We start from the raw sequence: 21,213 nt of genomic DNA on the forward strand, positions 1-21,213 counted from the left end.
ATTTTTCGGGGGGGCTCGGTTTTTTTTTTATGCCCCTGGCCGGGGGGGGGCCCCGCCCGGCGCCGCGTCGTGCCCGCGTCGCCGGGCCCGACGCGGATGTCCGTGGGCCGGCCGCGGCTGCGGCCGGCCGGCGGACGACCGCCGTCAGGGCGCTCCGCGTTCCGGGTCCTCGGTGATGTGCATGGCCGCCTCCTCCGCCCCGGCCGCTCCCCCGTCGATCCCCACGTCGGAGGCCACCTCCTCCTTCGTGGTGTCGGTGTGGGCGCCCTCGTCGGGGGCGACCAGGCGGCCCGCTCTGGCGTCGCCCGCCTCCGGGTCGACCGGTTCGCCCTCGCCCCCGGGGAGGTCGCCGGTCGCGTCGCCCGCCGGTGTCTCCACGTCCGGCACCTCCTGGCGGAGCCGCTCGTCGAGCGTCTCACCCTCGTGCTGCTCGGCGGCGGTGGTGCCGTACTTGGTGACGCCCAGGGGCCGCTCGGGCGGGGAGTAGCCCTCGTCGAGGACGTCGTCGTAGCCGCGCTCGTCCACGGCGTCCTGCAGGTCCAGGGGGCCGGCGTCCGCCTGTTCCTCGTTCGTCCCGGTGGGCTGGTAGGCGTCGTCCGCCATCGGGCTTCCGCCTGCCTGCTGATCGCTCATCGTCGCCTCCGTCTCGGCACTCCTCGGTCCCGGTCCGCGTTTCCCGCAGGTCGCGTACCTAACCTCGCTCGTCGCCCCTGACGCCGTCAGACGGACCATCCCTTTCGTCGGCTCCACCAGGCCGGCCACCGCGAGCGCACCACCGCCGGGGCCACCGCGCCACACACCTTCCCGCCCCTGCCCCGCCGCAGTGCGAGCCACTCGAGGGCGCCGCGTGGGTTCGTCGGTGCCACCGGGCCCCGGTCGCGCCCGGCTCCCGCACCAGGTCGAACAGGGCCGACCGATCCCGGCGTCGGTAGCGGCTGCGATACGAATGTGAGCACCGCTGATCCCTCCCGGGGTGCCGGCAGCGGAAGGCGCCGGCAGCGCAGTGTGCCGCCGGCCCGGGCTCGCGCGCCACGGGTCACCCGGGGAATCGTCGTGATCTTGACGCGGCGCGGGTCAGGGGCCGGCCCTCGGCACGGCGTAGTAGAGGCGCTGTCCGGTGAGTGGGACGGAGGGCCAGGTGCGGGCGTACCCGGGTGGGCGGGAGCCCGTGGGCACCAGTGTGGCCACGGGGGTGTGGCGGGCGGTGCGGGCGATCGTCCCGGCCGTGGTGTTGGCGTTGTGGCCCGACGTCGCCGCCGAGGAACAGCCGGCGTAGAACGCGACCGGGATGGCCTCCTGTCCGGTGAGCAGACAGGGCGGGCGGACGCCGAGCCGGTGCAGGGTGGCGGCGGTGCGGGACCAGTCGCGGTGGGCGGCGGTCGTGCGGCTGACGACGGCGGTCAGGACGGCCAGTTGAACGGCGAGGTGGACGGCGAGGCCCAGCGCCACCAGGGTCGCGGCCACCGTCCGCCGGGCCCCCGGTCGCATGGTCAACGGATGGAGCAGGGCCTCGGCGACGGGGATCGCGAGCAGGGCGTACGCCGGGAGCAGGAAGCGGGGCGCGGCGTAACCGATCATGAACAGGTAGGGGAAGGCGGCGGTCGCACCGCAGGCGAGCGGCAGCAGGGTGGGCGCGGCCCGCCGGGCCCGGACCGCGATCGCCAGGCCGAGCCCGGCGGCCAGGGGCAGCGCGAACCACCAGGCGGTGACCAGCGGGTGGGGCAGCGCGCCCGTGCAGGGCCGGCACAGGGCCCGCCCGCCGAGGCTGCGGAGCTGGTCGACGACGGCCACGCGCAGGCCCAGTCCGCCCTGGATCGCCGATCCGTCGGCCAGGCGCCGGGCGAGCCCGCCGTAGCCGGCATACGCCTCGATCACCCATTCGAGGGCCCCGGCGGCGAGTCCCGCGAGGAGGGCGAGGAGGGGCCGCCAGTGGCGGCGCGGCAGGCCGAGGGCGAGCAGCGGCAGGGCGGCCCAGACCGCGTCCATCGGCCGCATCCAGGCCATCAGCGCGCCGCTCGCGGCCAGGCCCCACAGCGCGGCACGGTCCCGGTGGTCCGCGCGGGCCCGCAGGAAGCAGGCGACGGCGGCCAGGGCGCCGACTGCGACCCAGTAGTTGGGCATGGCCTGGGGGCCGTAGAACAGGGTCACCCAGAGGGAGGCGAACAGTGCTCCGGCGAGGGCGAGGACGCGGTCCGGGAACAGGCCGCGCCAGGCCCGCAGGGCCAGGTACAGGGCGACGCCGGACAGGAGGGCGAGGTGGATCCGCAGCAGGACCGTGGAGGAGGACCAGGCCGCCACGGGCGCGACGAGCAGGGAGACGCCGCGCGCGCGGGGCGCGCTGAAGAAGGCCGCGGGAGCGTGTCCGGAGACCTGGCTGACGTACACCGTCTCGTCCCAGCCGAGGCCCATGCCGGGCCGGACGAGCAGCAGTTGGGCCAGAGTGAAGGCCGCGGCGACGGCGGCGAGCGGCGGGGCGAGGCGGGCGTGCCGGGCGGGGCCGGTTCCTCGGGCTCGGGCGGACTCGCGGCGCGTGCGCGCACGCCGGGCCGCCTCGCGTGTCGCGTGTGCGCTGCCGGCCATGGTCACCTCTCGCTCGGGCAAAACATGGCCAAACTAACGCGAACCACCCTGCCCTGCCCGGCGGACCGGGCCGTCCGGCCGACGGCCCTACGCGCTGTAAGGTTGGGGCATGGCTGGCAGAGGGTCCCGCGACCGGGCGGAGCGGCGCAGCGCCGGGGAGCTGGAGCACGAGGTGCTGGCCGCACTGTGGGCCGCCGACCGGCCGCTGACCCCGGCGGAGGTGCAGGCCGGGATCGACGGGGCGCTCGCCTACAACACGGTGCACACCATCCTCAAGCGCCTGTACGACAAGGGTCTGGTGCTGCGGGACGCCGAAGGCCGGCGCGGCGCGTACCGGGCGGCGAAGGACGCGGCGCAACTGACCGCCGAGGCGATGCACGAGGCGCTGGACCGAGGGCCGGACCCGATCGGCGCGCTCCGGCGGTTCGTGACCGGTCTGAGCGCCGAGGAGGAGCGGGCGCTGCGCGAACTGCTCACCGCGGACGGCGCCTGAGGTCCGGCGGGCACGGCCCGCCGGACCGGCGCTCAGCGGGCGTGCGGCGCCCGGTGCGCGGGCTGCCCCGGGGCGGAGCGCGGACCGACCGGCGGCACCGCGCGGACGGCCGGCTCGTCGGCGCTGACCGTCAGCGCCTCCCCGTGGTGGTGGAGCCTGAGCGGGGGCCCGGCGAGGAGCGTGTAGGTGGCCTTGTCGGCGCCGATCTCCACGCGCAGGCGGCGGGTGCGGTACTGCAGGTGGAAGGCCACCCGGCGCAGCCGCTCCGGGAGGCGGGGCGTGAACCGCAGTCCCTCGCCGTCGCGGCGCATCCCGCCGAATCCCGCGACCAGCGCCATCCACGTACCGGCCAGCGAGGCGATGTGCAGCCCGTCCCGGGTGTTGTGCTCCAGGTCCGCGAGGTCCATCAGGGCCGCCTCGGCCGTGTAGTCGTAGGCGAGCCGCAGATGGCCGGCCTGGGCGGCGATGACCGCCTGGACGCAGGCGGACAGGGAGGAGTCGCGCACGGTCAGCGGCTCGTAGTAGGCGAAGTTGCGGGCGACCTGCTCGTCGTCGAAGGAGGCGCCGCAGGTGTACATCGCCAGCACCAGGTCGGCCTGCTTGACGACCTGTTTGCGGTAGAGGTCGAAGTAGGGGAAGTTCAGCAGCAGCGGGTACTGCTCGGGGCGGGTGCCGGCGAAGTCCCAGCGCTGGTAACGGGTGAAGCCGGCGTGCTGCTCGTGCACTCCGAGTTCGTCGTTGTAGGGGATGTGGATGGCCTCGGCGGCGTCCCGCCAGGCCGCGCTCTCCTCCTCGTCGACGCCGAGGCGCTGCGCCTCGCGCGCGTGCCGCTCGACGAAGTCCGCTGCCGCGAGCAGGTTCTGACGTGCCATCAGGTTGGTGTACGTGTTGTCGTCGGCGACCGCGCTGTACTCGTCGGGGCCGGTGACGCCGTCGATGTGGAAGACGCCGTGGTGGTCGTGGTGGCCCAGCGAGCGCCACAACCGGGCCGTCTCCACCAGCAGCTCCACCCCCGCCTCGCGCTCGAAGTCCAGGTCGCCGGTGGCCTCGACGTAACGCAGGACGGCGTCGGCTATGCCGGCGTTCACGTGGAAGGCCGCGGTCCCGGCCGGCCAGTAGGCCGAGCCCTCCGCGCCCTGGATGGTCCGCCAGGGGAACGCGGCGCCGCCGAGCCCGAGTTGGGCGGCGCGTTCGCGGGCCTCGTCCAGGGTGTTGTGCCGCCAGCGCAGCGCCTCGGCGACGGCCTCGGGGGCGGTGTGGGTGAGGACGGGCAGCACGAACATCTCGGTGTCCCAGAAGGCGTGCCCGTCGTAGCCGGAGCCGGTGAGCCCCTTGGCGGGTATCGCCCGCTGCTCGGCGCGGGCCCCGGCCTGCAGCACGTGGAAGAGCGCGAACCGTACGGCCTGCTGGATCTCCTCGTCGCCGTCCACCTCGACGTCCGCGCGGTCCCAGAAGTCGTCCAGGTGGGCCCGCTGGTCGTCCAGCAGTCCCTGCCAGCCGTCGTGCGCGGCGGCCGCGAGGGCCGCGTCGACCTGGTCGGCCATCGCGGGCAGCGAGCGGGTGCCTGACCAGCCGTGGGCGACCAGCTTCTCCACCCGCAGCGTCTGGCCGGGCTCCAGGACGGAGGTGACGGTCAGCCGGGCCACGTCGATGTCGCTCTCGCTGCGGGTCGTGGTGCGGCCGGGACCGGTGACCACGTGATCGGCGGCCACCGCCACCCTCAGCCCGCTGCGCCGGGTACGGTGCACCAGCCGCAGCCGGTCGCCGGAGGCGAAGCCGTCCTCCTGCTCCAGCGGCGACTGCAGGGCCATCGCCGCGCGCGGATCGCCGTTCGCCCCGGGCAACTGCTCGTTGGCGACCAGCTCCGACTGGATCACCACCCGGCTGCGGCTGCCGACCGCCTCCACCTCGTAGGCCACCGCGGCGACCGCCCGCTGGGTCAGCGACACCAGCCGGGTCGAGCGCACCCGGACCGTGGAGCCGGCCGGGGACGTCCACTCGCAGGTGCGCTCCAGCACCCCGCGGCGCAGGTCCAGCACCCGCTCGTGCCGGACGAGCCGGCCGTAGCGCAGGTCGAACGGCTCGTCGTCGACCAGCAGTCTGATGACCTTGCCGTTGGTGACGTTGATGACCGTCTGCCCGGACTCCGGGTAGCCGTAGCCGGCCTCGGCGTACGGCAGCGGGTGCAGCTCGTGGACCCCGTTGAGGTAGCTGCCGGGCAGGCCGTGCGGTTCGCCCTCGTCCAGGTTGCCGCGCCAGCCGACGTGCCCGTTGGACAGCGCGAACACCGACTCGCTCTGCGCGAGGACGTCGAGGTTCAGGTCCGTCTCACGCACAACCCACGGCTCGACCGTGTACGACCGGTGGGTGATCACCGCTTGCCTCCCAGCTCGGCGAGGTCCTTGACGACGACGCTCGCGCCGTGCGCGTACAGCGCGTCGCCCTGCCCGGTCCGGTCGACGCCGACGACGTAGCCGAAGCCGCCCGCCCGGCCCGCGTCCATGCCGGCCAGCGCGTCCTCGAAGACGGCCGCCCCGGCCGCCCCGACGCCCAGGTCGCGGGCGGCGGCGAGGAAGGTGTCGGGGTGGGGCTTGCCCGGCAGTTTCCGCTCGGCGGCGACGACACCGTCGATGCGCACGTCGAAGAAGTGCTCGGCGCCGACGGCCCGCAGCACGTCACGGCAGTTGGCGCTGGAGGAGACGATCGCGGTGCGCAAGCCCGCGGCGCGGACCGCCTCCAGGTAGCGCAGGGTGCCCTCGTAGGCCTCCACGCCGCCGGTGCGGATCTTCTCCAGCAGCAGGACGTTCTTGCGGTTGCCGAGGCCGTGCACGGTGCCGGCGTCCGGCGGGTCGTCGGCACCGCCCTCGGGCAGGTGGATGCCGCGCGAGTCCAGGAAGGCGCGGACCCCGTCGGCGCGCGGGCGTCCGTCGACGTACTCGTCGTAGTCGGCGACCTCGTCGAACGGCCGTCCCCGTTCGCCCTCGTAGGCGCTGAGGAAGGCGTCGAAGGTCTCCTTCCAGGCGGCCGCGTGCACGACGGCCGTCCTGGTGACGACCCCGTCGAGGTCGAAGAGGCAGGCCTGGATGGTGTCGGGCAGACCGAGCTGAGTCATACTCAGCACTGTTCCCCATGAGGCGCCGTCCAGTGGGTGGCGAGCACCACACCAGCAATACTTTCGCACCTTCTCACCGGGGTCTCACCCGCCGGGCGCGGGTGACAGACTCTGCGGTGTGCCGCTGACCTTCGACGACCTCCTCGTCCGCGCCCGCGCCCTCACCAGGGACGGGCGGCGCGCCGTCCTCGGTGTCACGGGTGGCCCGGGCGCCGGCAAGACGACGCTGGCCGAGCACCTGGTACAGGCCCTGAACGCGGGCGGGCCGCCCTGGGTGGCCCATGTGCCGATGGACGGCTTCCATCTGGCCGACGCCGAACTGGACCGGCTGGGCCGCCGGGACCGCAAGGGCGCGCCGGACACGTTCGATGCGGCCGGGTACGCGGCCCTGCTGCGGCGGCTGCGCGAGGAGACCGGCGAGGTGGTGTACGCGCCCGGGTTCGAGCGGGTGCTGGAGCAGCCGATCGCGGGCTCGATCCCGGTGCCGCCGAGCGCGCGTCTGGTGGTGACGGAGGGCAACTACCTCCTGCTGCCGGAGGGTTCGTGGGCGCGGGTGCGGTCGTGCCTGGACGAGGTGTGGTTCTGCGAGATCGACGAGGAGGAGCGGATCCGGCGGCTGGTCGCCCGGCACCTGGAGTTCGGCAAGGAGCAGGAGGCGGCGGTGGCCTGGGTGCTGGGCACGGACCAGCGCAACGCCGACCTGATCGCGACGACGCGGGACCGGGCGGACCTGGTGGTGCCGGCCGGCGCGCTGCCCACGCCGTAGGCGGTGCCGGCGGCGGACGGCGCGGTTGAACCGCGGCGGGCCGCGGGCCGTACCCGTGTGCGGGGCGGAAGGTCAGCCGGTGCGGCCCGGGCAGCGGTGACGCCCCGGTGGCGGGAGCGGTGCGGATGACGGCGCGCGAACAGCACGGGGCCGGCCCGGGCGGTGCGGTCCTGGCACCGGAGGCCCCCGGTGACGGCGGCCCCGGGCGCGGCCCTGCGCGGCCGGGCGGGCTCGCCGGACTGTCGCGCCACCGGCGTCTGCTGGTGCCGCTGCTGGTGGTGCTGCTGCTGGCCCAGATGGCGGCCGCGATGGTCACCACGGCCGTCCAGCAGACGCCCACCATCGACGAGCCCGTGTACGTGGCGACGGCCACCGACTACCTGCGCGAGCACCGGGTGCGTTACAACCCCGAGCATCCGCCGCTCGGCAAGCTGCTGATCGCGGGTGGGGTGGCGGTGGCGGACCCGCGCTACGACCAGGCGTACTCCGGCACCCAGGGCGAGGTGGGCCGGCATCTGCTGTACGAGTCGGGCAACGACCCCTGGCGGCTGATGTGGTGGGCGCGGCTGCCGGTGATCGCGCTGACCCTGCTGTTCGGTCTGGTGGTGTTCGCGTTCGCGCGGGACGTGGCGGGCACGAAGGGCGGCTTGGCGGGCCTGGCGCTCTTCGCCTTCTCCCCCGATGTGATCGCGCACGGCTCGCTGGCCACGCTGGACGTGCCGGCGGCGGGTTTCGTGCTGACGTCGGCGTGGCTGGTGTGGCGGGCGCGGCGCCGGCCCCGGATGTGTCTGCCGCTGTCCGGCATGGCGCTGGGGGCGGCGGTGGCGACGAAGATGAGCGCGCTGCCGGCCGTCCCGGTGGTGATGCTGCTGGCGGTGCTGTCGGTGTGGGGCGCCGGCCGCCGCGGGAGGGTGCTCCGGGGGGCCGCGGCCGCGGCGGTCGTGGCGGTGGCGGCGGTCGCCGTGGTCTGGGCGGCGTATCTGGCGGTCGATCCGCGGCTGCGGTTCGACCCCGCCGAGCCGGTGCCGGCCGTGCACGGGCTGCGCGGGCGGGTCACGGACCTGCTGCCGCTGCCGCCCGCGTACCGGGCCGGGATGCGGGTGCAGTTCGGTTTCGAGAACCAGCACTGGCAGGGCTTTCTGTTCGGGCACCTGTACACGGGCTCGCGCTGGTACTACCTGCCGGCCGCGCTGCTGGTGAAGACGCCGCTCGGGCTGCTGGCGCTGGGCGCGGCCGGTACCGTCCTGGCCGTAACGGTGCGGCGGCTGCGGCCCGGGGCGCCGTATCTGCTGCTGCCGCCCGCGGTCCTGCTGGCGGCGGCGATGACGGGCTCCCGCGACCTCGGCACCCGGTACGCGGTGTTCGTGCCGGTGTTCCTCGCGGTGGCGGGGGCGTGCGTGCTCACGGTGCGCCGGCATCGGACCGGTGTACCGGTGGGGCTGCTGGTGCTGCTGGTGGCGGTGAGTTCGCTGCGAACCTTCCCGTACTACCTGCCGTACGCCAACGAGGCGTTCGGCGGTCCGGCGCACACGCACCGGCTGCTGCACGACTCCAACGTGGACTGGGGTCAGGACCTGGGCCGGCTCGCCGACCGGCTGCGGCGGCGGTACCCGGGCGAGCGGGTGTGGCTGGTGTACAAGGGCAGCGGGGTGCCGTCGTACTACGGGATCACCGCCGGCGATCCGCGCGGGGTGGCGCCGGAGCGGGTGCACGGGCTGCTGGCGGTGTCCGACTCGGCGGCCGCCAAGGCGCGCGGCAGGCTGGCGGAACTGATCGGCTCAAGCCGTCCGGTCGGCGAGGTCGGGCATTCGATCACCTTGTACCGGCGGTGAGCCCGCAGTCCCGTAAACCCCCTGCTCATGACGGCAGGTGAGCTATGTTGAGTGGTCGTGGGAGACAATGGAGACGGACCGGTGCCCTCGCCGCAGCAGGCACGCGCCCAGGCATCAGCGATCACCTCGGGCAAGACCGTGCCGGAGGCCGAGGCGTCACCGACCTCCCGGCTCAGGGAACTCTTCGACGGCCCGCAGCTGTCGCCGGGGCAGCGCCGGGTGGCCCAGTACCTGATCGAGCACATCACCGAGGCCGCGTTCCTGTCGATCACCGAGCTGGCGGACCGCGTCGGCGTCAGCCAGCCGTCCGTCACCCGCTTCGCGGCCGCCGTCGGATTCAGCGGCTACCCGGCGCTGCGGGAGAAGCTCCAGTCGATCGCGCTCAGCAGCCTGGCCGGCGGGCCGGGCGAGGAGAACCGGGCCAACGAGCTGCAGGCCGCCGTGGACGCCGAGATCCAGAACCTGGAGAACCTGCGCCGCGACGTCGCCGACCCCGACCGGGTGATCCACGTCGGCCGGGAGCTGTCCCGCTCCACCCCGCTGACCGTCCTGGGCCTGCGCATCTCCGTGTCGCTGGCCGAGTACTTCGGCTACGCCGCCCGCCGCATCCACCCCGACGTGCGGCTGGTGACGCGCGGCGGCAGCGTGGTCTACGACACCCTGCTGCAGGCCCGCGAGGCGGGCGGCACCTGGGTGCTGGCGTTCTCCATGCCACGGCACGCGCAGGAGACGCTCACCGCGCTCCGGGTGGCCCGGGAGGCGGGACTGAAGGTCGCCCTGATCACCGACCTGGCGCTGGGCCCGCTGGCCGAGGAGGCCGACATCGTCTTCGCCACCGGCACCGGTTCCCGGCTGGTGTTCGACTCCTACGCCGCGCCCGGCGTGCTGGCCGCGGCGATCCTGCAGGCCATGACCGACGCCGATCCCGAGCGCACCCAGGCCCGGCTGGAGAAGTACGAACAGGGCGCCGATCAGCAGCACTTCTTCCTCAAGGACTGAACCTTCCGCCCGGGGTCCGATCCACGCCAGATCTTCCCGCCGCGCGCCACCGGCGCGGAAATCCTTCGCCGTACGGGGATCATTCACCGCATACCGCGCATGAATGTTTTCATACGTCTTGCCAAGCCGACGGCATATATAAATACTGCTCACGGATCGCACCCGGCGCACTCCGGGACGGTCCGCCCCCGCGGGCCCACCGCCCGCGACACCGCCCCGAGAAGGACGACGTACCGCATGCGCATGCAAGCCCGCCCGACGCGCCGGTTCCCGTCGTCCGGGGCTCCCGCTCGGACATCCCAAGCCGCCGTTCCCTACCCACGTCGGCGACCGGGATGTCCGGTGGCGCACCGCCCAGGCGGCGCGCCCGTGGCGGCCCCGGTCATCCCCTAGGCCGGGGCCGCCCCAACCGGCGGACCACCCTCATGACGCCGCACACCGGAAGCGAAGACCCATGCCCCTGACCACCACGCGCATCAGTCCCGACTGGCCCTGCCAGGTCAAGATGCCGGGCACCTACGACTGGGAACGCTCGGCGGCCAGGTGGCTGCGCGAACTGATCCCGGCGCGCTACGGCAGCTACCCGGCGATGATCCGGCATCCCGTCCTGCTCGCCCGCCACGCGCAGATCCAGGTCCACCAGGAGATCCGGGTGGCCCGGACCGCGCTGCAGACGGCCCGGGCCGAACTGCCGGTCCTGGGCCTGCCGGAGTCGGTCATCGAACACACGATCAAGCTGTACGCCGCCGAGGTCATGCAGCTCCAGCACATCGCGCGCAGTGTCCGCGCGGTCAGCGAGGCGCTGGCCGGACGCGGCACCGGCCGCTGACCGCCCGGCGCACCGGCCGGCCCCCGCCGGACCATCCGTTTCGGCCGATACGTCCGCCCCGGCGAGTGGGAAAAGCGGATGCGGCAGACGAGTGATCGAACGGGCCGGGATGTGCGATGCTCATCGCGTGACGAGCGAGCCCGTGCCCCCCGTGGACCCCGGCACGCGCGCCGATGTGGCGGCGCTGGCCAGAGTAGTGGCCCGGCAGCGCGCGGAACTGGAGCGGCTGCGGGACCAGGCCGCGACGTCGGCCCTGCTGGAGCGGGCCACGGGCGCCCTGATGGCGGCGACCGGCTGCTCCCCCGACGCCGCGCACGACGAACTGCTGCGGGGCGCCAAGACCGGCAACCGTACGCTCCTCGAGGAGTGCTGGCTCACCCTGGGCGCCCTCCTGCCGGCCAAGCGGGCCGCCGCGAGTGCGGGCCAGCCGCCGGCCGCCGGCCGCTGGGACCCCCCGGTCGCCGGCACCGGCGACTTCGCCGAAGTGCTGGCCCGCCTCGGCCGGGCCCTGGTCCGGGTCGGCTCGCCGCAGGAGCTGGCCGGATGTCTGCTGGAACACCTGGCGCCCGAGGTGGGCGCCGACGCCGTGATGCTCTACGCACGGCTGCCCGGGGGCGGGCTCGAACTGCTCGGGCACGCGGGTGTCGAGCCGACCCTCGCCGCGCAGTGGCACCACGTGCCGCCCGTGTCCGGTGTCGCCCCGCTCGAAGCCCTGCGGGCCGGCGAGCCGCGCTGGCTGGAGGATCCGGCCGCGGACCGGGAGCATTACCTGCTGATCGGCGAACCGCCCGAGCGCTGGCCGTCGCGGGCCTGGCTGCCGGTGCCGGCCGGGGACACGGCCGGCGTCGCCCTCGGTGTGCTGCGCCGGCAGGACGGCCCCTTCGAGGCAGGTGAGCGGGAACTGCTGCGGGCCGTGGCCCGGCTGTGCGCGGGCCGGCTGCGCGCCTTCGACGCCCCGCCGGAACGCCCCGACGACGCCGTCACCCGGACCGTGCAGACGATGCTCGACGCCCTGCCCGGGGCGGCGATCCTGCTGACCCCGCTGCGCTCCGCCTCCGGCGAGGTGGAGGACTACCGCATCGACGCCGCCACCCCCGACGCGGTCGACGTGTTCGGCCGGACGGGCCGGGACATGGTCGGCAGCCACATCCTGGAGAGCTATCCGACCGTCGCGGGCGAGCCGTTGTGGCACGGTTACCTGAACGCCCTCACCACCGGGACGGCGTTCGAGAGCGAGCCGTTCGCCTACCAGGACATCACCGACGCGGTGCCCGTGAGCGGCACCTACTCGGTACGGGCGGCGCCCCTCGGCGACGGGCTCCTGGTGTCCTGGCTGCGGCACGACCCGGCGGAGCTCCAGGAGCAGCGGCTGTCGGACGTCCAGCGGCTCGGCAACCTCGGCTGGGCCAACTGGAACCTGGTCAGCGAGGAGATCGCCTGGTCCGCGCAGGTCTTCGCCGTGCTCGGCCGAAACCCCGCGCGCGGACCGGTCGCCCTGGAAGGGCTGCCCGGGCTCGCGCTGCCCGAGGACGCGCCCGCCCTGGACCACGCGATCAGCGAACTCGCCCGGCGGGCGAAGCGGTTCGACGTGCCGTTCCGGATCCAGGGCCCGCGGGGCGTACGGCACCTCCGGATGGTCGCGGAGGCCGTGACGGAACCGGACGGCACCCTCGCCGAGGTGCACGGCTTCGTACAGGACCTCACCGCGCAGCGCAGCGCCGAACTCGCACTCGCCGAGAGCGAACGCGCGATGCTGCTGCAGCGCGGGGTCCTGCAGGCCGAGCGGGCGCTGGCCACCCGGCTGCAGCACGCGCTGCTGCCGCTGCCCAGCAAGCCGGTCCAACTGGCCGGGCTGCGCATTGAGGTCGCCTATCTGCCCGCCCAGTCAGGCGTCCACGTCGGCGGCGACTGGTTCAGCGCCATAGAACTCCCCGAGGAGGCCGCGCTGTTCGTGGTCGGTGACGTGGCCGGTCACGGCGTCGGCGCGGTGGCGACGATGGCCCAGCTCCGGTTCACCGCCAAGGGCATGGTCAGCACGGGCTCCTCGCTGACCGGCGCGCTCGCGCGGCTGAACCAGCTCCTGCTGCAGTCCCGGGACGCCCGGTCCACGGCCACCATGGTGCTCGCCCGCTACGAGCACGCGACCCGGGTCCTCTCCTGGACCCAGGCCGGCCATCCGCCGCCGCTGCTCGTGCGCGACGGCGAGGTGCACTACCTCGACCGCCCCCGCGGCATGCTGCTCGGCGCGAGCACAACCCCCGTCTACGAGTCGGCCGAGATCCGCCTGGAGCCCGGGGACCGGCTGCTGCTGTACACCGACGGCCTGGTGGAACGCCCTGGTGAGGGCCTCGACGCGGGCCTCGCCCGGATGGCCGAGGCGGTGCTCGCCCACGAGTGCGGCGCCGACGGGTCGCTGGAGGCGCTGCTCGCCGCGATGCTGCCGGGCGAGCGACGGGACGACGTGTGCGTGCTGGACATCCGGATGCCGCTGGAGGACGAGTAGCGGGGTCCGGCTTTCCGGCCGTCCATGCGTGCCGCCGGTTCAGTCCACCGGATGCCCGGGCTCGATCCGTTTCGCGCCGGACAGCCGGAGCAGGGGCCCGCCCGGTCCCTCGCCCCCCTGTACCGGATCGAGGACGAAGCCGACGTGGTCGCCGCCGTCGGTGCGGTGCAGGATGGTGCCGACGAACCAGGCCGCCGTGTCCCGCAGCACGACGGCACCGTCGGGCCCCTCCCGCCAGGACACCCGCGCGAACTTGTCGACCTCGTCGCCGGTCTCGCCGCCGAAGATCTCCAGGTGTTCCCGCTGGTCGCCGGTGAGCAGATGCACGGCGAGGCAGCGTGCGGCCCGGGCGACCTCATAGGTTCGGTTGGCCTTGGACAGCCACACCGCGAACCGCGGCGGCCGCATGGAGCACTGCGAGGCGAAGCCCACCAGACAGCCGGCCCGCTCACCGCCCGCCGCGGCCGTCACCACGCACAGGTCGGGATCCAGCCGCCGGAAGAAGCCCTTCACGTCCGTCATGCCACCCAGCTCCCGTCCGCACCGTCGCCCTGCCCGCCTCCGTCGCGGACGCCCGCCGCAGGCCTCGGGTGTGGTGAGGGTGCCCCGGGCGCGCGGAGCCGAACCAGGGGCGGGTGCGAGCGGGTGCCGGCGCCGCCGGGTCAGCCGTCGGCGCCGGGGACCGTCCGGGACTCCAGTGCCCGGCGGGTGTCGTCGCCGTAGACGCCGGTCTCGTCGCCACTGATGCCGTACCAGAGCTGGAAGCGGGCCACGGCCTCGGTGAGCACGGCGTCGTAGGTGCCGCTGGTGGAGCCGTCGCGGTAGACGTCGGGGACGCGCAGCAGACGCTGCTGCAGTTCACTGACCTCGGGACCGGTGTCGCCCTGCCGGAGGGTGCCGGGGCCGTCCGGGTCGGCGGAGGGCGTGCCCCCGGGAGCGGCCGGGGCCGGGGAGGCCGGGGCCGGGGAGGCCGGGGCCGATGTGGCGGGCTGGGAAGGCCGGGGGGCCGCGGTGGCGCCCTGGCGGGCGGGGAGCAGCAGGGCGCAGCCGAAGCCCACGAGCGCGGCCGCGCCGACCGCCAGGGCGACGGCGGCACGGCGTCGTCCGGCGCTGGGGCCACCGGGTCGCGGGGCGGCCGGGACGGGCGGCAGCTCCTGGGTCTCGTCCTCGGCGGTGCGGGGCGCCCCGGGCGCCGTGCCGCCCGGCCCGGGTGCCGTCCCGAAGGACTCGTACGCCTGCCGCCCGGACGGCCCAGGCCCGTTCGGTCCCGGCCCGTTCGGCGGGGGTTCCGGGTGCATCTCCCGCATCAGTTCCGCGAGGGCGTCGAAGCGGCGCGGGCGCAGGACGCGGACCGGCTCCAGAACCGGTCCGGGGTGCGGCTGTTCAGGGTCGGGCGGTGTCGGCACCCTGGCTCTCCTTCCGTCCCGTGCGGACGCACGTCCGCGGTCCCCGGCGTGAGATACGGCGGGGACGGCGGCCCCGTTCAGGCTGGGACGGGCGCCTGCTGGACGAACCGGTTCAGGGACGAGGTCAGCGCTCCGACGAAGGCGTCCCGGGCCTCCTCCGGCAGCGCGTCCAGGGACAGGTAGGGGTTCAGGTCCTCCAGTTCGACCAGCAGCAGCTCGCCGTCCGGGGCGCGGCAGGCGTCGACGCGCTGGATGCCCTGGCCGAGGCCGTTCCAGTCGATGAAGCGCCGGGCGAACTCCAGATCGGCGGCGGTGGCCGGGTACGGCGTGAGCTCCCAGCGGCGCTCCGGGTCGGGGGCGTAGAGGGCGTACTGGAAGTCGTCGTCCACGAAGTAGAAGGACACCTCGTACGCGAAGTCGACGCACGGCTGGATGAGGACCGTGCCGTCGGCGAGTCCGGTGAGCCGGCCGGCGGGCAGGATCCGCAGGCCCAGGGAGTCCGCGCCGAACTTGGGCTTGACGACGTAGCGCTCGGCGGCGGGCAGCCGGTGCAGGTCCGCGGCGCGGTCGACGGTCGGTATGACCGGGAAGCCGGCGGCGCTCAGGTCGAGCAGGTACTGCTTGCCCACCATGTCCGCCTTGCCGGTGAGCGGGTTGTACACCCGGGCCCCGGCGGCGAGGGCCCGCTCGCGAAAGGCCTCGTACTCCCTCTGGTAGCCGAGGACGGGCCCGCTGTTGCGGACGACGACGGCGTCGTAGCCGTCCATGAGCGCCGCTGCGTCCAGCGGGTGGCACAGGGCGAGGTCGAAGTGCTCGCGCAGCCGGGAGGTGAGGAGGATGTCCTCGTCGCAGTAGCGGCGCCCGCGGGCCGGATACGCCAGATCGGTGACGTAGAGAATGCGGGGGCGGGCGGCGGGCATGAGGTCTCCTGGCGGAACGGAACGCGGGACGGGGGCCGGCGGCGGCTGCGGAAAGGTTACGCCCTGCCTGGACCGGTCCAGCACAGCACTCAGTTCCCTCATTCAAGGCCGTCGGCTGCACTGAGTGTCACCGATCCGGTTCTGGTGCTACGTTCCCGTTCATGAGCTCCAGCAGCGCGGCGCAGGCCGCGAAGCCGCCGATGCGGGACGCCCTGGTCGCGGCGGCCTTCCAGCTCTTTCTGGAACGCGGGTACGAACAGACCACCGTGGACGACATCGTGGCGCTGGCCGGGGTCGGCCGGCGCTCGTTCTTCCGCTACTTCCCCTCCAAGGAGGACGTGGTCTTCCCCGACCACGAGCGCTGCCTCGCCGACATGACCGCGTTCCTCGCCACGAGCGCGGCGGACGCCGAACCGGTGCGGCGGGTGTGCGACGCGGCCCGGCTGGTGCTGGGGATGTACGCGGAGAACCCGACCTTCTCCGTGCAGCGATACCGGCTCACCAAGCAGGTGCCGGGGCTGCGCGCCTATGAGCTGTCGGTGGTGTGGCGCTACGAGCGCGCGCTCGCCGAGTACCTGCGGCGCCGTTTCGCCGAGCGGCCCGACGGAACGCTGCGCGCCGACGTGGTGGCGGCCGCCGTGGTCGCCGCGCACAACAACGCCCTGCGCTCCTGGCTGCGTTCGGACGGCAGAGGCGACGCGGGCGCGGAGGTGGACCACGCCCTCGGGTATGTGCAGGCCACGTTCGACCAGCCGGTGCGGGTGAGCCCCTCGGGACAGGCGGGCGACGAACAGCCCGACGACGTGGTCGTGCTGGTGACCCGCCGGGCCACCCCGCTGTGGCGCGTGGTGCAGGAGTTCGAGGCGCTGGCCGGCCGCGCCTGATCCTCCGGTGCACACCCCTCCCGCACACCGGACCTCCACAGATTTGGGGTACGGAGTGCCTTTACGAGTGACACTGAGTGCCATAATCTGTGGGCGTGCACGGTGGCACCGCGGCCGTGCGCAGACGTGCGCGGCTCAGGCCGGGCATGCGGGATTCCGGCCGAGCGCAGGGAGTTGACCAGCGTGTACCACCCCTCAGCAAGCACTTCCATTCCAGTGGCCGGCTCCGCGACGGGCCTCCTCGAACCCGTCGCCGCGGACTCCAAGGACGCCATCACCTTCCAGCGCTGCACCTGGTGCGGCACCGCGATGTACCACCGGCTGCTGTGTCCGGTGTGCCAGGGCAGCGACCTGCACACCGAGCGCAGCGAGGGCACCGGGACGGTGCGCCACTCCACCGTGGTGCACCGCAACACCCCCGCGGCGCGCAATGTGTCGCTGATCGAGATGAGCGAGGGGTTCGTCGTACGGGGCCGGGTCATGGGCCCGCCGATCGGCATACACAGCGGGGACCGGGTGCGGCTGTCCACGGCCAAGGACCCGGTCCGCGGTGAGCCGGTCTTCCAGTTGGTCGACGAGCCCTTCCGGGCCTGGAGCTGACACCCCGGCGACTCCCCCGCCCGCGGCACGACCACCCTGGTCGCCGGGGCGGCGGCCCGCTCAGGGCCCGAAGGTCACCCGGATGCCGACCGTGCCGTCCGTCCCGCGCCGCAGCCGGCTGCCCAGCAGGGTGAGCCGGCCGACGAGGCCGTACTTGCGGGCGATGAGCGCGCGGTAGCGGGCGGTGGTTGCCGCGTCGGTGATCTCGGCGGTGGCCGGGACCTGGCCGCCGGTGGGACGGCCCCGCACGTCACACGGTCCGACGAGGACGTCGGCGCGCCGGCGGATCCGCTTGACCTTCCAGCTGTCGGCGGTCGTCCACACGCCCAGGCCGTCCCCGTCCCGGACCACCCAGACGGGGGTGGCGACCGGGGTGCCGTCCTTGCGGTAGCTGGTGACCAGCAGGTACTTGCCGGCGGCGAGGCGGTCCGGCCTTGTGTCGTCCATGCCCGGCAGTCTAGGAGTCCGCGCGCCGTACGGGCACACGGGCGGGCGGCCGGTCCGGAACTCAGGTTGCGGCGGCGGCCATCCGGCGCACCCCCTCGGTGAGGATCTCCGGCGAGGTCGCCAGGTTGAGGCGGGCGTGCCCCGCGCCGCCGGTGCCGAACGGCAGGCCGGAGCTGAGCGCGACCCGGCCGCGCTCCAGGAACACCGCGGCGGGGTCGTCGCCGAGGCCGAGGGCGCGGCAGTCGAGCCAGGCCAGATAGGTGGCCTCGGCCGGGTCGTAGCGGATCGCCGGGAGGTGCTCGGCCAGCAGCCCGGCGAGCAGGCGGCGGTTGGTGTCGAGCCCGGTGAGCAGGGCGTCCAGCCAGCCGGTGCCGTCGTTCAGGGCGGCGGCGTGGGCGATCACCCCGAGATGGCTGGGGCCGTGGCTCACCTCCTCGGGCATCCGGGCCAGGTCCCCGGCCGCGCCGGGCCCGGCGAGGGCGAGCGCGGCCTTCAGGCCGGCCAGGTTCCAGCCCTTGGACGCGGACATCAGCGACAGTCCGCGCTCGGCGCCGGGCACGCTCAGGTACGGCACGAAGGGGACACCGGGGGCGACGAGCGGCGCGTGGATCTCGTCCGCGACGACCCGGACGCCGTACCGCTCGGCGAGGTCCGCGACGGCGGCGAGTTCGGCGGCGGTGTGCACCGTGCCGGTGGGGTTGTGCGGGCTGCACAGCAGGAACGCGGCCCTGTCCCCGTCCGCGGCCGTCTCCCGGAAGGTCCGCGCCAGCAGGTCGAGGTCGATGCGCCCACCGGGGCCCAGCGGGGACTCCACCACACGGCGGTCCAGGTGGGCGACGAACTGGTAGAACGGCGGGTACACCGGCGAGTTGACGATGACCGGATCACCGGGCCCCGTGACCAGCTTCAGCATCTCGACCACGCCGAGCATCACGTCCGGGACGATCGCGGTGCGCCCGGCCTCGATCCCGTCCCAGTTCCAGCGTTCGGCGGCGAAGCGGGCCAGCGCCTCGGCGTACGCGGTGCCCACGGGGTAGCCGGTGTCCCCCAGGGCGAGCGCGTCGGTGAGGGCGCGGACGACCGGCCCGGCGAGCGGGACGTCCATCTCGGCCACCCACAGCGGCAGCACGTCCTCCGGATAGGTGCGCCACTTCATGCTCGTACGACGGCGCAGCCGCTCGAGACCGAGGGCGCGCAGCGGGTCGGGTTCGCCTGGTGTGCCGTGCGGGATGCTGGTCATGGGGCTCAAGATAGGCGGACGCGGTCCGTGCGGAAACGGGGCAGGCCGGACAGGTGGGGCGCGTGGTGCGGGGGACGCGGCGGGCCGGGCCCGGCGTGGGGCGCCCGCGGAATACCCGGGTCGCGCCGCGTGGATCAACTTGGGCGTCTAGATTGCGTCTTGACCGGTGCACCTCACTCATCAGGCGACCAGGAGCTGACCCACGTGACCGACAATCCGGCAGCCACCAACGACGTGGCCGTGTCGCTGCGCGCCCGTATCAACACGGGCCAGCCGCACACGGCCCGGATATGGAACTACTGGCTCGGCGGCAAGGACAACTACGAGGTCGACCGCGCGGCCGGCGACCAGATCCGCGGGCTCCACCCGGGCATCGGGGACTACGCGCGCGCCGACCGGCTGTTCCTGGGCCGGGCGGTACGGCACCTGGTCGGCGAGGTCGGCATCCGGCAGTTCCTGGACATCGGCACCGGGCTGCCCACCGCCGACAACACGCACGAGGTCGCCCAGCGTGTCGCACCGGACGCGCGGATCGTGTACGTGGACAACGACCCGCTCGTGCTCGCGCACGCCCGGGCGCTGCTCACCAGCACGCCGGAGGGCCGTACCGACTACCTGGACGAGGATCTGCGCAACGTCGACGCGATCCTCGAACACGCCTCCAGGACACTGGACTTCAGCAAGCCGGTGGCGCTGATACTGCTCGGCGTGGTCATCTTCATCGGCGACGAGGAGGATCCGTACGGCCTGGTGCGGAAGTTGACCGACCGGCTGCCGGCCGGCAGCCATCTGGTGCTGTCGCACACCATCACCAGTCCGGCGATGCCGGACGTGGACGAGGCCGTCAAGTTCTGGAACGAGCACGGCACTCCGAAGCTGACCCAGCGCAGGCCGGAGGACGTGGTCCGGTTCTTCGACGGCCTGGAGCTGCTGGAGCCGGGCGTGGTGTCCTGCTCGCGCTGGCGCCCGGACGACGACGCCGGGCCGGAGCCGGAGGAGGTCGCCATGTTCGGCGGGGTGGCGCGCAAGGGCTGAGCGGGCGCGGGGCCGCGGCCCGGGCGGATCGCCGCCGCCGGTGAACGCCGCCGGGCCGGGGCACGTACTGAACGCCGGGCGCCCGACGCCGGTCGGGGCCCCCGCGGTGCCGGTACGGGCATCGCGCGTCCGGTGTTCGGGAGCCATGCATGAGGCACGCACGACGACGGGTCGTGAGGCGGGTGACACGGCTGGCGGCGGTCGGCGGACTCCTGCTGGGAGGCGCGATGGTCGCACAGGCCGCCATGGCGAGCGAGACTCCCCCGGCGTCCGCCCGGCCGCTCCGCTCGGCGGGCACGTCCGGTGACCCCGGTGGCGCGCTCGTGGCGCGGCTCGGCACGACGCGGACGGCGGGGAACTGGATCGGCGCCGACGGCCGCCCGGTCGTGGCGGTGACCGACGCGGAGGCGGCGCGGACGGTACGCCGGGCGGGAATCCAGGCGAAGGTCGTGCCGCACAGCATGGACGAGCTCAAGTCGGCGACCGCCACGCTGCGTTCGGCGCCCCGGGTCACCGGCACCGCGTGGGCGGTGGACTACCGCACCAACCGCGTCGTGGTGCGGGCCGACCGCACGGTGTCGGCGGGCGACTGGTCCCGGATGAGCCAAGTGGCCTCCGGGATCGGGGGCTTCGTGCACATGGAGCGTACGAAGGGCGCCTTCACCGCGCGGCTGAACGGGGCGCAGCCGATCCTGTCCACGGGCGGCCGCTGCTCGGCGGGGTTCAACGTCACCGACGGGCGGCGCGACTTCATCCTCACCGCCGGTCACTGCGGGCCCTCCGGGTCCACCTGGTTCGCCGACAACCAGGGCGACCGGCAGCTGGGCAGTACGGTGAGCAGCAACTTCCCCGGCAGCGACTTCTCGCTCGTCCAGTACGACTCGGGCCGGGCCGGTCCCGGCGCGGACGTGGTCGCGGTCGGCGGCGGCAAGGGCGTTCGGATCACCGGGGCCGCCGATCCGTCGGTGGGCCAGCGGGTGTTCCGCAGCGGCAGCACCAGCGGGCTGCACGACGGCCAGGTGACCGCCCTGAACGCGACCGTGAACTACCCGGAGGGCACCGTCACCGGGCTCATCGAGACCAATGTGTGCGCCGAGCCCGGCGACAGCGGCGGTCCGATGTTCTCCGAGGGCGTCGCGCTGGGTGTCACCTCGGGCGGCAGCGGCGACTGCACCACGGGCGGTACCACGTTCTTCCAGCCGGTGACCAAGGCGCTGACCGCGCTGAACGTCAAGCTCCTGGTGTCGGCGGGGAACGCCGGCGGCGGGCAGGGCGCGGCGTCCTCCCCCGCGCCGTCCGCCCCGGCCTCGCAGGGCGCCGTCGCGCCGAGTGCGGCCTCGCCCGGTTCCTCGGCGCCGGTCACGGTCGGCGCCGAGGGCCGGACGCTGCTGGCGCGGCTCACGGACACCCGGAACGTCGGACCCGGGCTGCTGGTCGTCGCGGGCAGCCTGATCGCCCTCGTCGCGACCCGGTACATCCGGTCCGAGCAGGACCGCAAGGCGTACCAGCGGTACTACTCGTCGACGTGGGGCTGAGCGGGCGTCGGTGGACGGGAGCCGTTCGGCTC

The 21,213-nt window shown here is 74.2% G+C and carries 19 protein-coding genes; 10 read left to right on the forward strand and 9 right to left on the reverse strand.

Annotation, left to right across the window (positions count from 1 at the left end; all coding sequences use genetic code 11):
- Positions 1–144: 144 nt before the first annotated feature.
- The gene (locus ACFVVO_RS37880) at positions 145–633 is read right to left on the reverse strand and encodes a DUF5709 domain-containing protein (RefSeq protein WP_390061327.1); all 489 of its coding nucleotides are present in this window, start codon (positions 631–633) and stop codon (positions 145–147) included.
- 441 nt (positions 634–1,074) lie between these two features.
- Positions 1,075–2,580 carry a hypothetical protein gene (locus tag ACFVVO_RS37885; protein WP_390061329.1) on the reverse strand — a complete coding sequence of 502 codons (1,506 nt, stop codon included), beginning with the start codon at positions 2,578–2,580 and terminating at the stop codon, positions 1,075–1,077.
- A 109-nt stretch (positions 2,581–2,689) separates the two neighbouring features.
- Here ACFVVO_RS37885 and ACFVVO_RS37890 point away from each other — a divergent pair, with 109 nt between their 5' ends.
- The gene (locus ACFVVO_RS37890; RefSeq protein WP_390061330.1) at positions 2,690–3,073 is read left to right on the forward strand and encodes a BlaI/MecI/CopY family transcriptional regulator; all 384 of its coding nucleotides are present in this window, start codon (positions 2,690–2,692) and stop codon (positions 3,071–3,073) included.
- A 32-nt stretch (positions 3,074–3,105) separates the two neighbouring features.
- On the opposite strand, the gene ACFVVO_RS37895 is transcribed toward ACFVVO_RS37890, so the two are convergent.
- On the reverse strand, positions 3,106–5,448 hold the full coding sequence (locus tag ACFVVO_RS37895; RefSeq protein WP_390061332.1) for a glycoside hydrolase family 65 protein: 2,343 nt from the start codon (positions 5,446–5,448) through the stop codon (positions 3,106–3,108).
- Positions 5,445–6,185: an HAD family hydrolase gene (locus tag ACFVVO_RS37900; RefSeq protein WP_390061334.1), complete on the reverse strand. Its 741-nt coding sequence runs from the start codon at positions 6,183–6,185 to the stop codon at positions 5,445–5,447. Before ACFVVO_RS37900 ends, ACFVVO_RS37895 begins: the two co-directional genes overlap by 4 nt.
- A gap of 118 nt (positions 6,186–6,303) precedes the next feature.
- On the opposite strand from ACFVVO_RS37900, the gene ACFVVO_RS37905 reads away from it, so the two are divergent.
- The 5 genes from ACFVVO_RS37905 to ACFVVO_RS37925 all read left to right on the forward strand — a co-directional run bounded on the left by ACFVVO_RS37905 (position 6,304) and on the right by ACFVVO_RS37925 (position 13,114).
- Positions 6,304–6,951 (forward strand): nucleoside/nucleotide kinase family protein, encoded by a 648-nt coding sequence (locus ACFVVO_RS37905; protein ID WP_390061336.1) that lies wholly within the window; start codon positions 6,304–6,306, stop codon positions 6,949–6,951.
- A 125-nt stretch (positions 6,952–7,076) separates the two neighbouring features.
- Positions 7,077–8,783, forward strand: coding sequence for a phospholipid carrier-dependent glycosyltransferase (locus ACFVVO_RS37910; protein WP_390061337.1), 1,707 nt, complete (start codon positions 7,077–7,079; stop codon positions 8,781–8,783).
- An 81-nt stretch (positions 8,784–8,864) separates the two neighbouring features.
- Complete coding sequence (locus ACFVVO_RS37915; RefSeq protein ID WP_390061366.1) at positions 8,865–9,782, forward strand: MurR/RpiR family transcriptional regulator; 918 nt, start codon at positions 8,865–8,867, stop codon at positions 9,780–9,782.
- A gap of 454 nt (positions 9,783–10,236) precedes the next feature.
- Positions 10,237–10,611: a hypothetical protein gene (locus tag ACFVVO_RS37920; protein ID WP_390061338.1), complete on the forward strand. Its 375-nt coding sequence runs from the start codon at positions 10,237–10,239 to the stop codon at positions 10,609–10,611.
- A 109-nt stretch (positions 10,612–10,720) separates the two neighbouring features.
- Entirely contained in the window at positions 10,721–13,114 is a 2,394-nt protein-coding gene (locus tag ACFVVO_RS37925; protein ID WP_390061339.1) for a SpoIIE family protein phosphatase, read from the forward strand.
- 39 nt (positions 13,115–13,153) lie between these two features.
- Here the strand turns inward: ACFVVO_RS37925 and ACFVVO_RS37930 are convergent, their stop codons facing one another.
- The 3 genes from ACFVVO_RS37930 to ACFVVO_RS37940 all read right to left on the reverse strand — a co-directional run bounded on the left by ACFVVO_RS37930 (position 13,154) and on the right by ACFVVO_RS37940 (position 15,440).
- Positions 13,154–13,636: a flavin reductase family protein gene (locus tag ACFVVO_RS37930; protein WP_390061340.1), complete on the reverse strand. Its 483-nt coding sequence runs from the start codon at positions 13,634–13,636 to the stop codon at positions 13,154–13,156.
- A 140-nt stretch (positions 13,637–13,776) separates the two neighbouring features.
- Positions 13,777–14,520, reverse strand: a complete 744-nt coding sequence (locus tag ACFVVO_RS37935; RefSeq protein WP_390061341.1) for a peptidoglycan-binding protein — start codon at positions 14,518–14,520, stop codon at positions 13,777–13,779.
- Positions 14,521–14,597: 77 nt separating this feature from the next.
- The gene (locus ACFVVO_RS37940; protein ID WP_390061343.1) at positions 14,598–15,440 is read right to left on the reverse strand and encodes a hypothetical protein; all 843 of its coding nucleotides are present in this window, start codon (positions 15,438–15,440) and stop codon (positions 14,598–14,600) included.
- Positions 15,441–15,601: 161 nt separating this feature from the next.
- Between ACFVVO_RS37940 and ACFVVO_RS37945 the strand changes: the two genes are divergently transcribed.
- Together ACFVVO_RS37945 and ACFVVO_RS37950 are read left to right on the forward strand one after the other, a co-directional pair.
- Positions 15,602–16,324: a TetR family transcriptional regulator gene (locus tag ACFVVO_RS37945; RefSeq protein ID WP_390061344.1), complete on the forward strand. Its 723-nt coding sequence runs from the start codon at positions 15,602–15,604 to the stop codon at positions 16,322–16,324.
- 183 nt (positions 16,325–16,507) lie between these two features.
- The gene (locus ACFVVO_RS37950) at positions 16,508–16,924 is read left to right on the forward strand and encodes a Zn-ribbon domain-containing OB-fold protein (protein WP_390061345.1); all 417 of its coding nucleotides are present in this window, start codon (positions 16,508–16,510) and stop codon (positions 16,922–16,924) included.
- 60 nt (positions 16,925–16,984) lie between these two features.
- Here ACFVVO_RS37950 and ACFVVO_RS37955 read toward each other — a convergent pair whose 3' ends face one another.
- Entirely contained in the window at positions 16,985–17,371 is a 387-nt protein-coding gene (locus tag ACFVVO_RS37955; RefSeq protein WP_390061346.1) for a PPOX class F420-dependent oxidoreductase, read from the reverse strand.
- A 61-nt stretch (positions 17,372–17,432) separates the two neighbouring features.
- The gene (locus ACFVVO_RS37960; protein WP_390061347.1) at positions 17,433–18,611 is read right to left on the reverse strand and encodes a MalY/PatB family protein; all 1,179 of its coding nucleotides are present in this window, start codon (positions 18,609–18,611) and stop codon (positions 17,433–17,435) included.
- A gap of 204 nt (positions 18,612–18,815) precedes the next feature.
- On the opposite strand from ACFVVO_RS37960, the gene ACFVVO_RS37965 reads away from it, so the two are divergent.
- Positions 18,816–19,646 carry an SAM-dependent methyltransferase gene (locus ACFVVO_RS37965; protein WP_390061348.1) on the forward strand — a complete coding sequence of 277 codons (831 nt, stop codon included), beginning with the start codon at positions 18,816–18,818 and terminating at the stop codon, positions 19,644–19,646.
- A gap of 149 nt (positions 19,647–19,795) precedes the next feature.
- Positions 19,796–21,181 (forward strand): S1 family peptidase, encoded by a 1,386-nt coding sequence (locus ACFVVO_RS37970; protein WP_390061349.1) that lies wholly within the window; start codon positions 19,796–19,798, stop codon positions 21,179–21,181.
- The last annotated feature ends 32 nt before the right edge of the window (positions 21,182–21,213 follow it).

This window comes from Streptomyces sp. NPDC058145 (assembly GCF_042884245.1).
Classification (GTDB): Bacteria; Actinomycetota; Actinomycetes; order Streptomycetales; family Streptomycetaceae; genus Streptomyces.

Bases quoted from the DNA above. Each gene is read 5' to 3' on its own strand.
- ACFVVO_RS37880 (WP_390061327.1), bottom strand. From the start codon at position 633: ATGAGCGATCAGCAGGCAGGCGGAAGCCCGATGGCGGACGACGCCTAC.
- ACFVVO_RS37885 (WP_390061329.1), bottom strand. From the start codon at position 2,580: ATGGCCGGCAGCGCACACGCGACACGCGAGGCGGCCCGGCGTGCGCGC.
- ACFVVO_RS37890 (WP_390061330.1), top strand. From the start codon at position 2,690: ATGGCTGGCAGAGGGTCCCGCGACCGGGCGGAGCGGCGCAGCGCCGGG.
- ACFVVO_RS37900 (WP_390061334.1), bottom strand. From the start codon at position 6,185: ATGACTCAGCTCGGTCTGCCCGACACCATCCAGGCCTGCCTCTTCGAC.
- ACFVVO_RS37910 (WP_390061337.1), top strand. From the start codon at position 7,077: ATGACGGCGCGCGAACAGCACGGGGCCGGCCCGGGCGGTGCGGTCCTG.
- ACFVVO_RS37920 (WP_390061338.1), top strand. From the start codon at position 10,237: ATGCCCCTGACCACCACGCGCATCAGTCCCGACTGGCCCTGCCAGGTC.
- ACFVVO_RS37925 (WP_390061339.1), top strand. From the start codon at position 10,721: ATGTGCGATGCTCATCGCGTGACGAGCGAGCCCGTGCCCCCCGTGGAC.
- ACFVVO_RS37930 (WP_390061340.1), bottom strand. From the start codon at position 13,636: ATGACGGACGTGAAGGGCTTCTTCCGGCGGCTGGATCCCGACCTGTGC.
- ACFVVO_RS37940 (WP_390061343.1), bottom strand. From the start codon at position 15,440: ATGCCCGCCGCCCGCCCCCGCATTCTCTACGTCACCGATCTGGCGTAT.
- ACFVVO_RS37945 (WP_390061344.1), top strand. From the start codon at position 15,602: ATGAGCTCCAGCAGCGCGGCGCAGGCCGCGAAGCCGCCGATGCGGGAC.
- ACFVVO_RS37955 (WP_390061346.1), bottom strand. From the start codon at position 17,371: ATGGACGACACAAGGCCGGACCGCCTCGCCGCCGGCAAGTACCTGCTG.
- ACFVVO_RS37960 (WP_390061347.1), bottom strand. From the start codon at position 18,611: ATGACCAGCATCCCGCACGGCACACCAGGCGAACCCGACCCGCTGCGC.
- ACFVVO_RS37970 (WP_390061349.1), top strand. From the start codon at position 19,796: ATGAGGCACGCACGACGACGGGTCGTGAGGCGGGTGACACGGCTGGCG.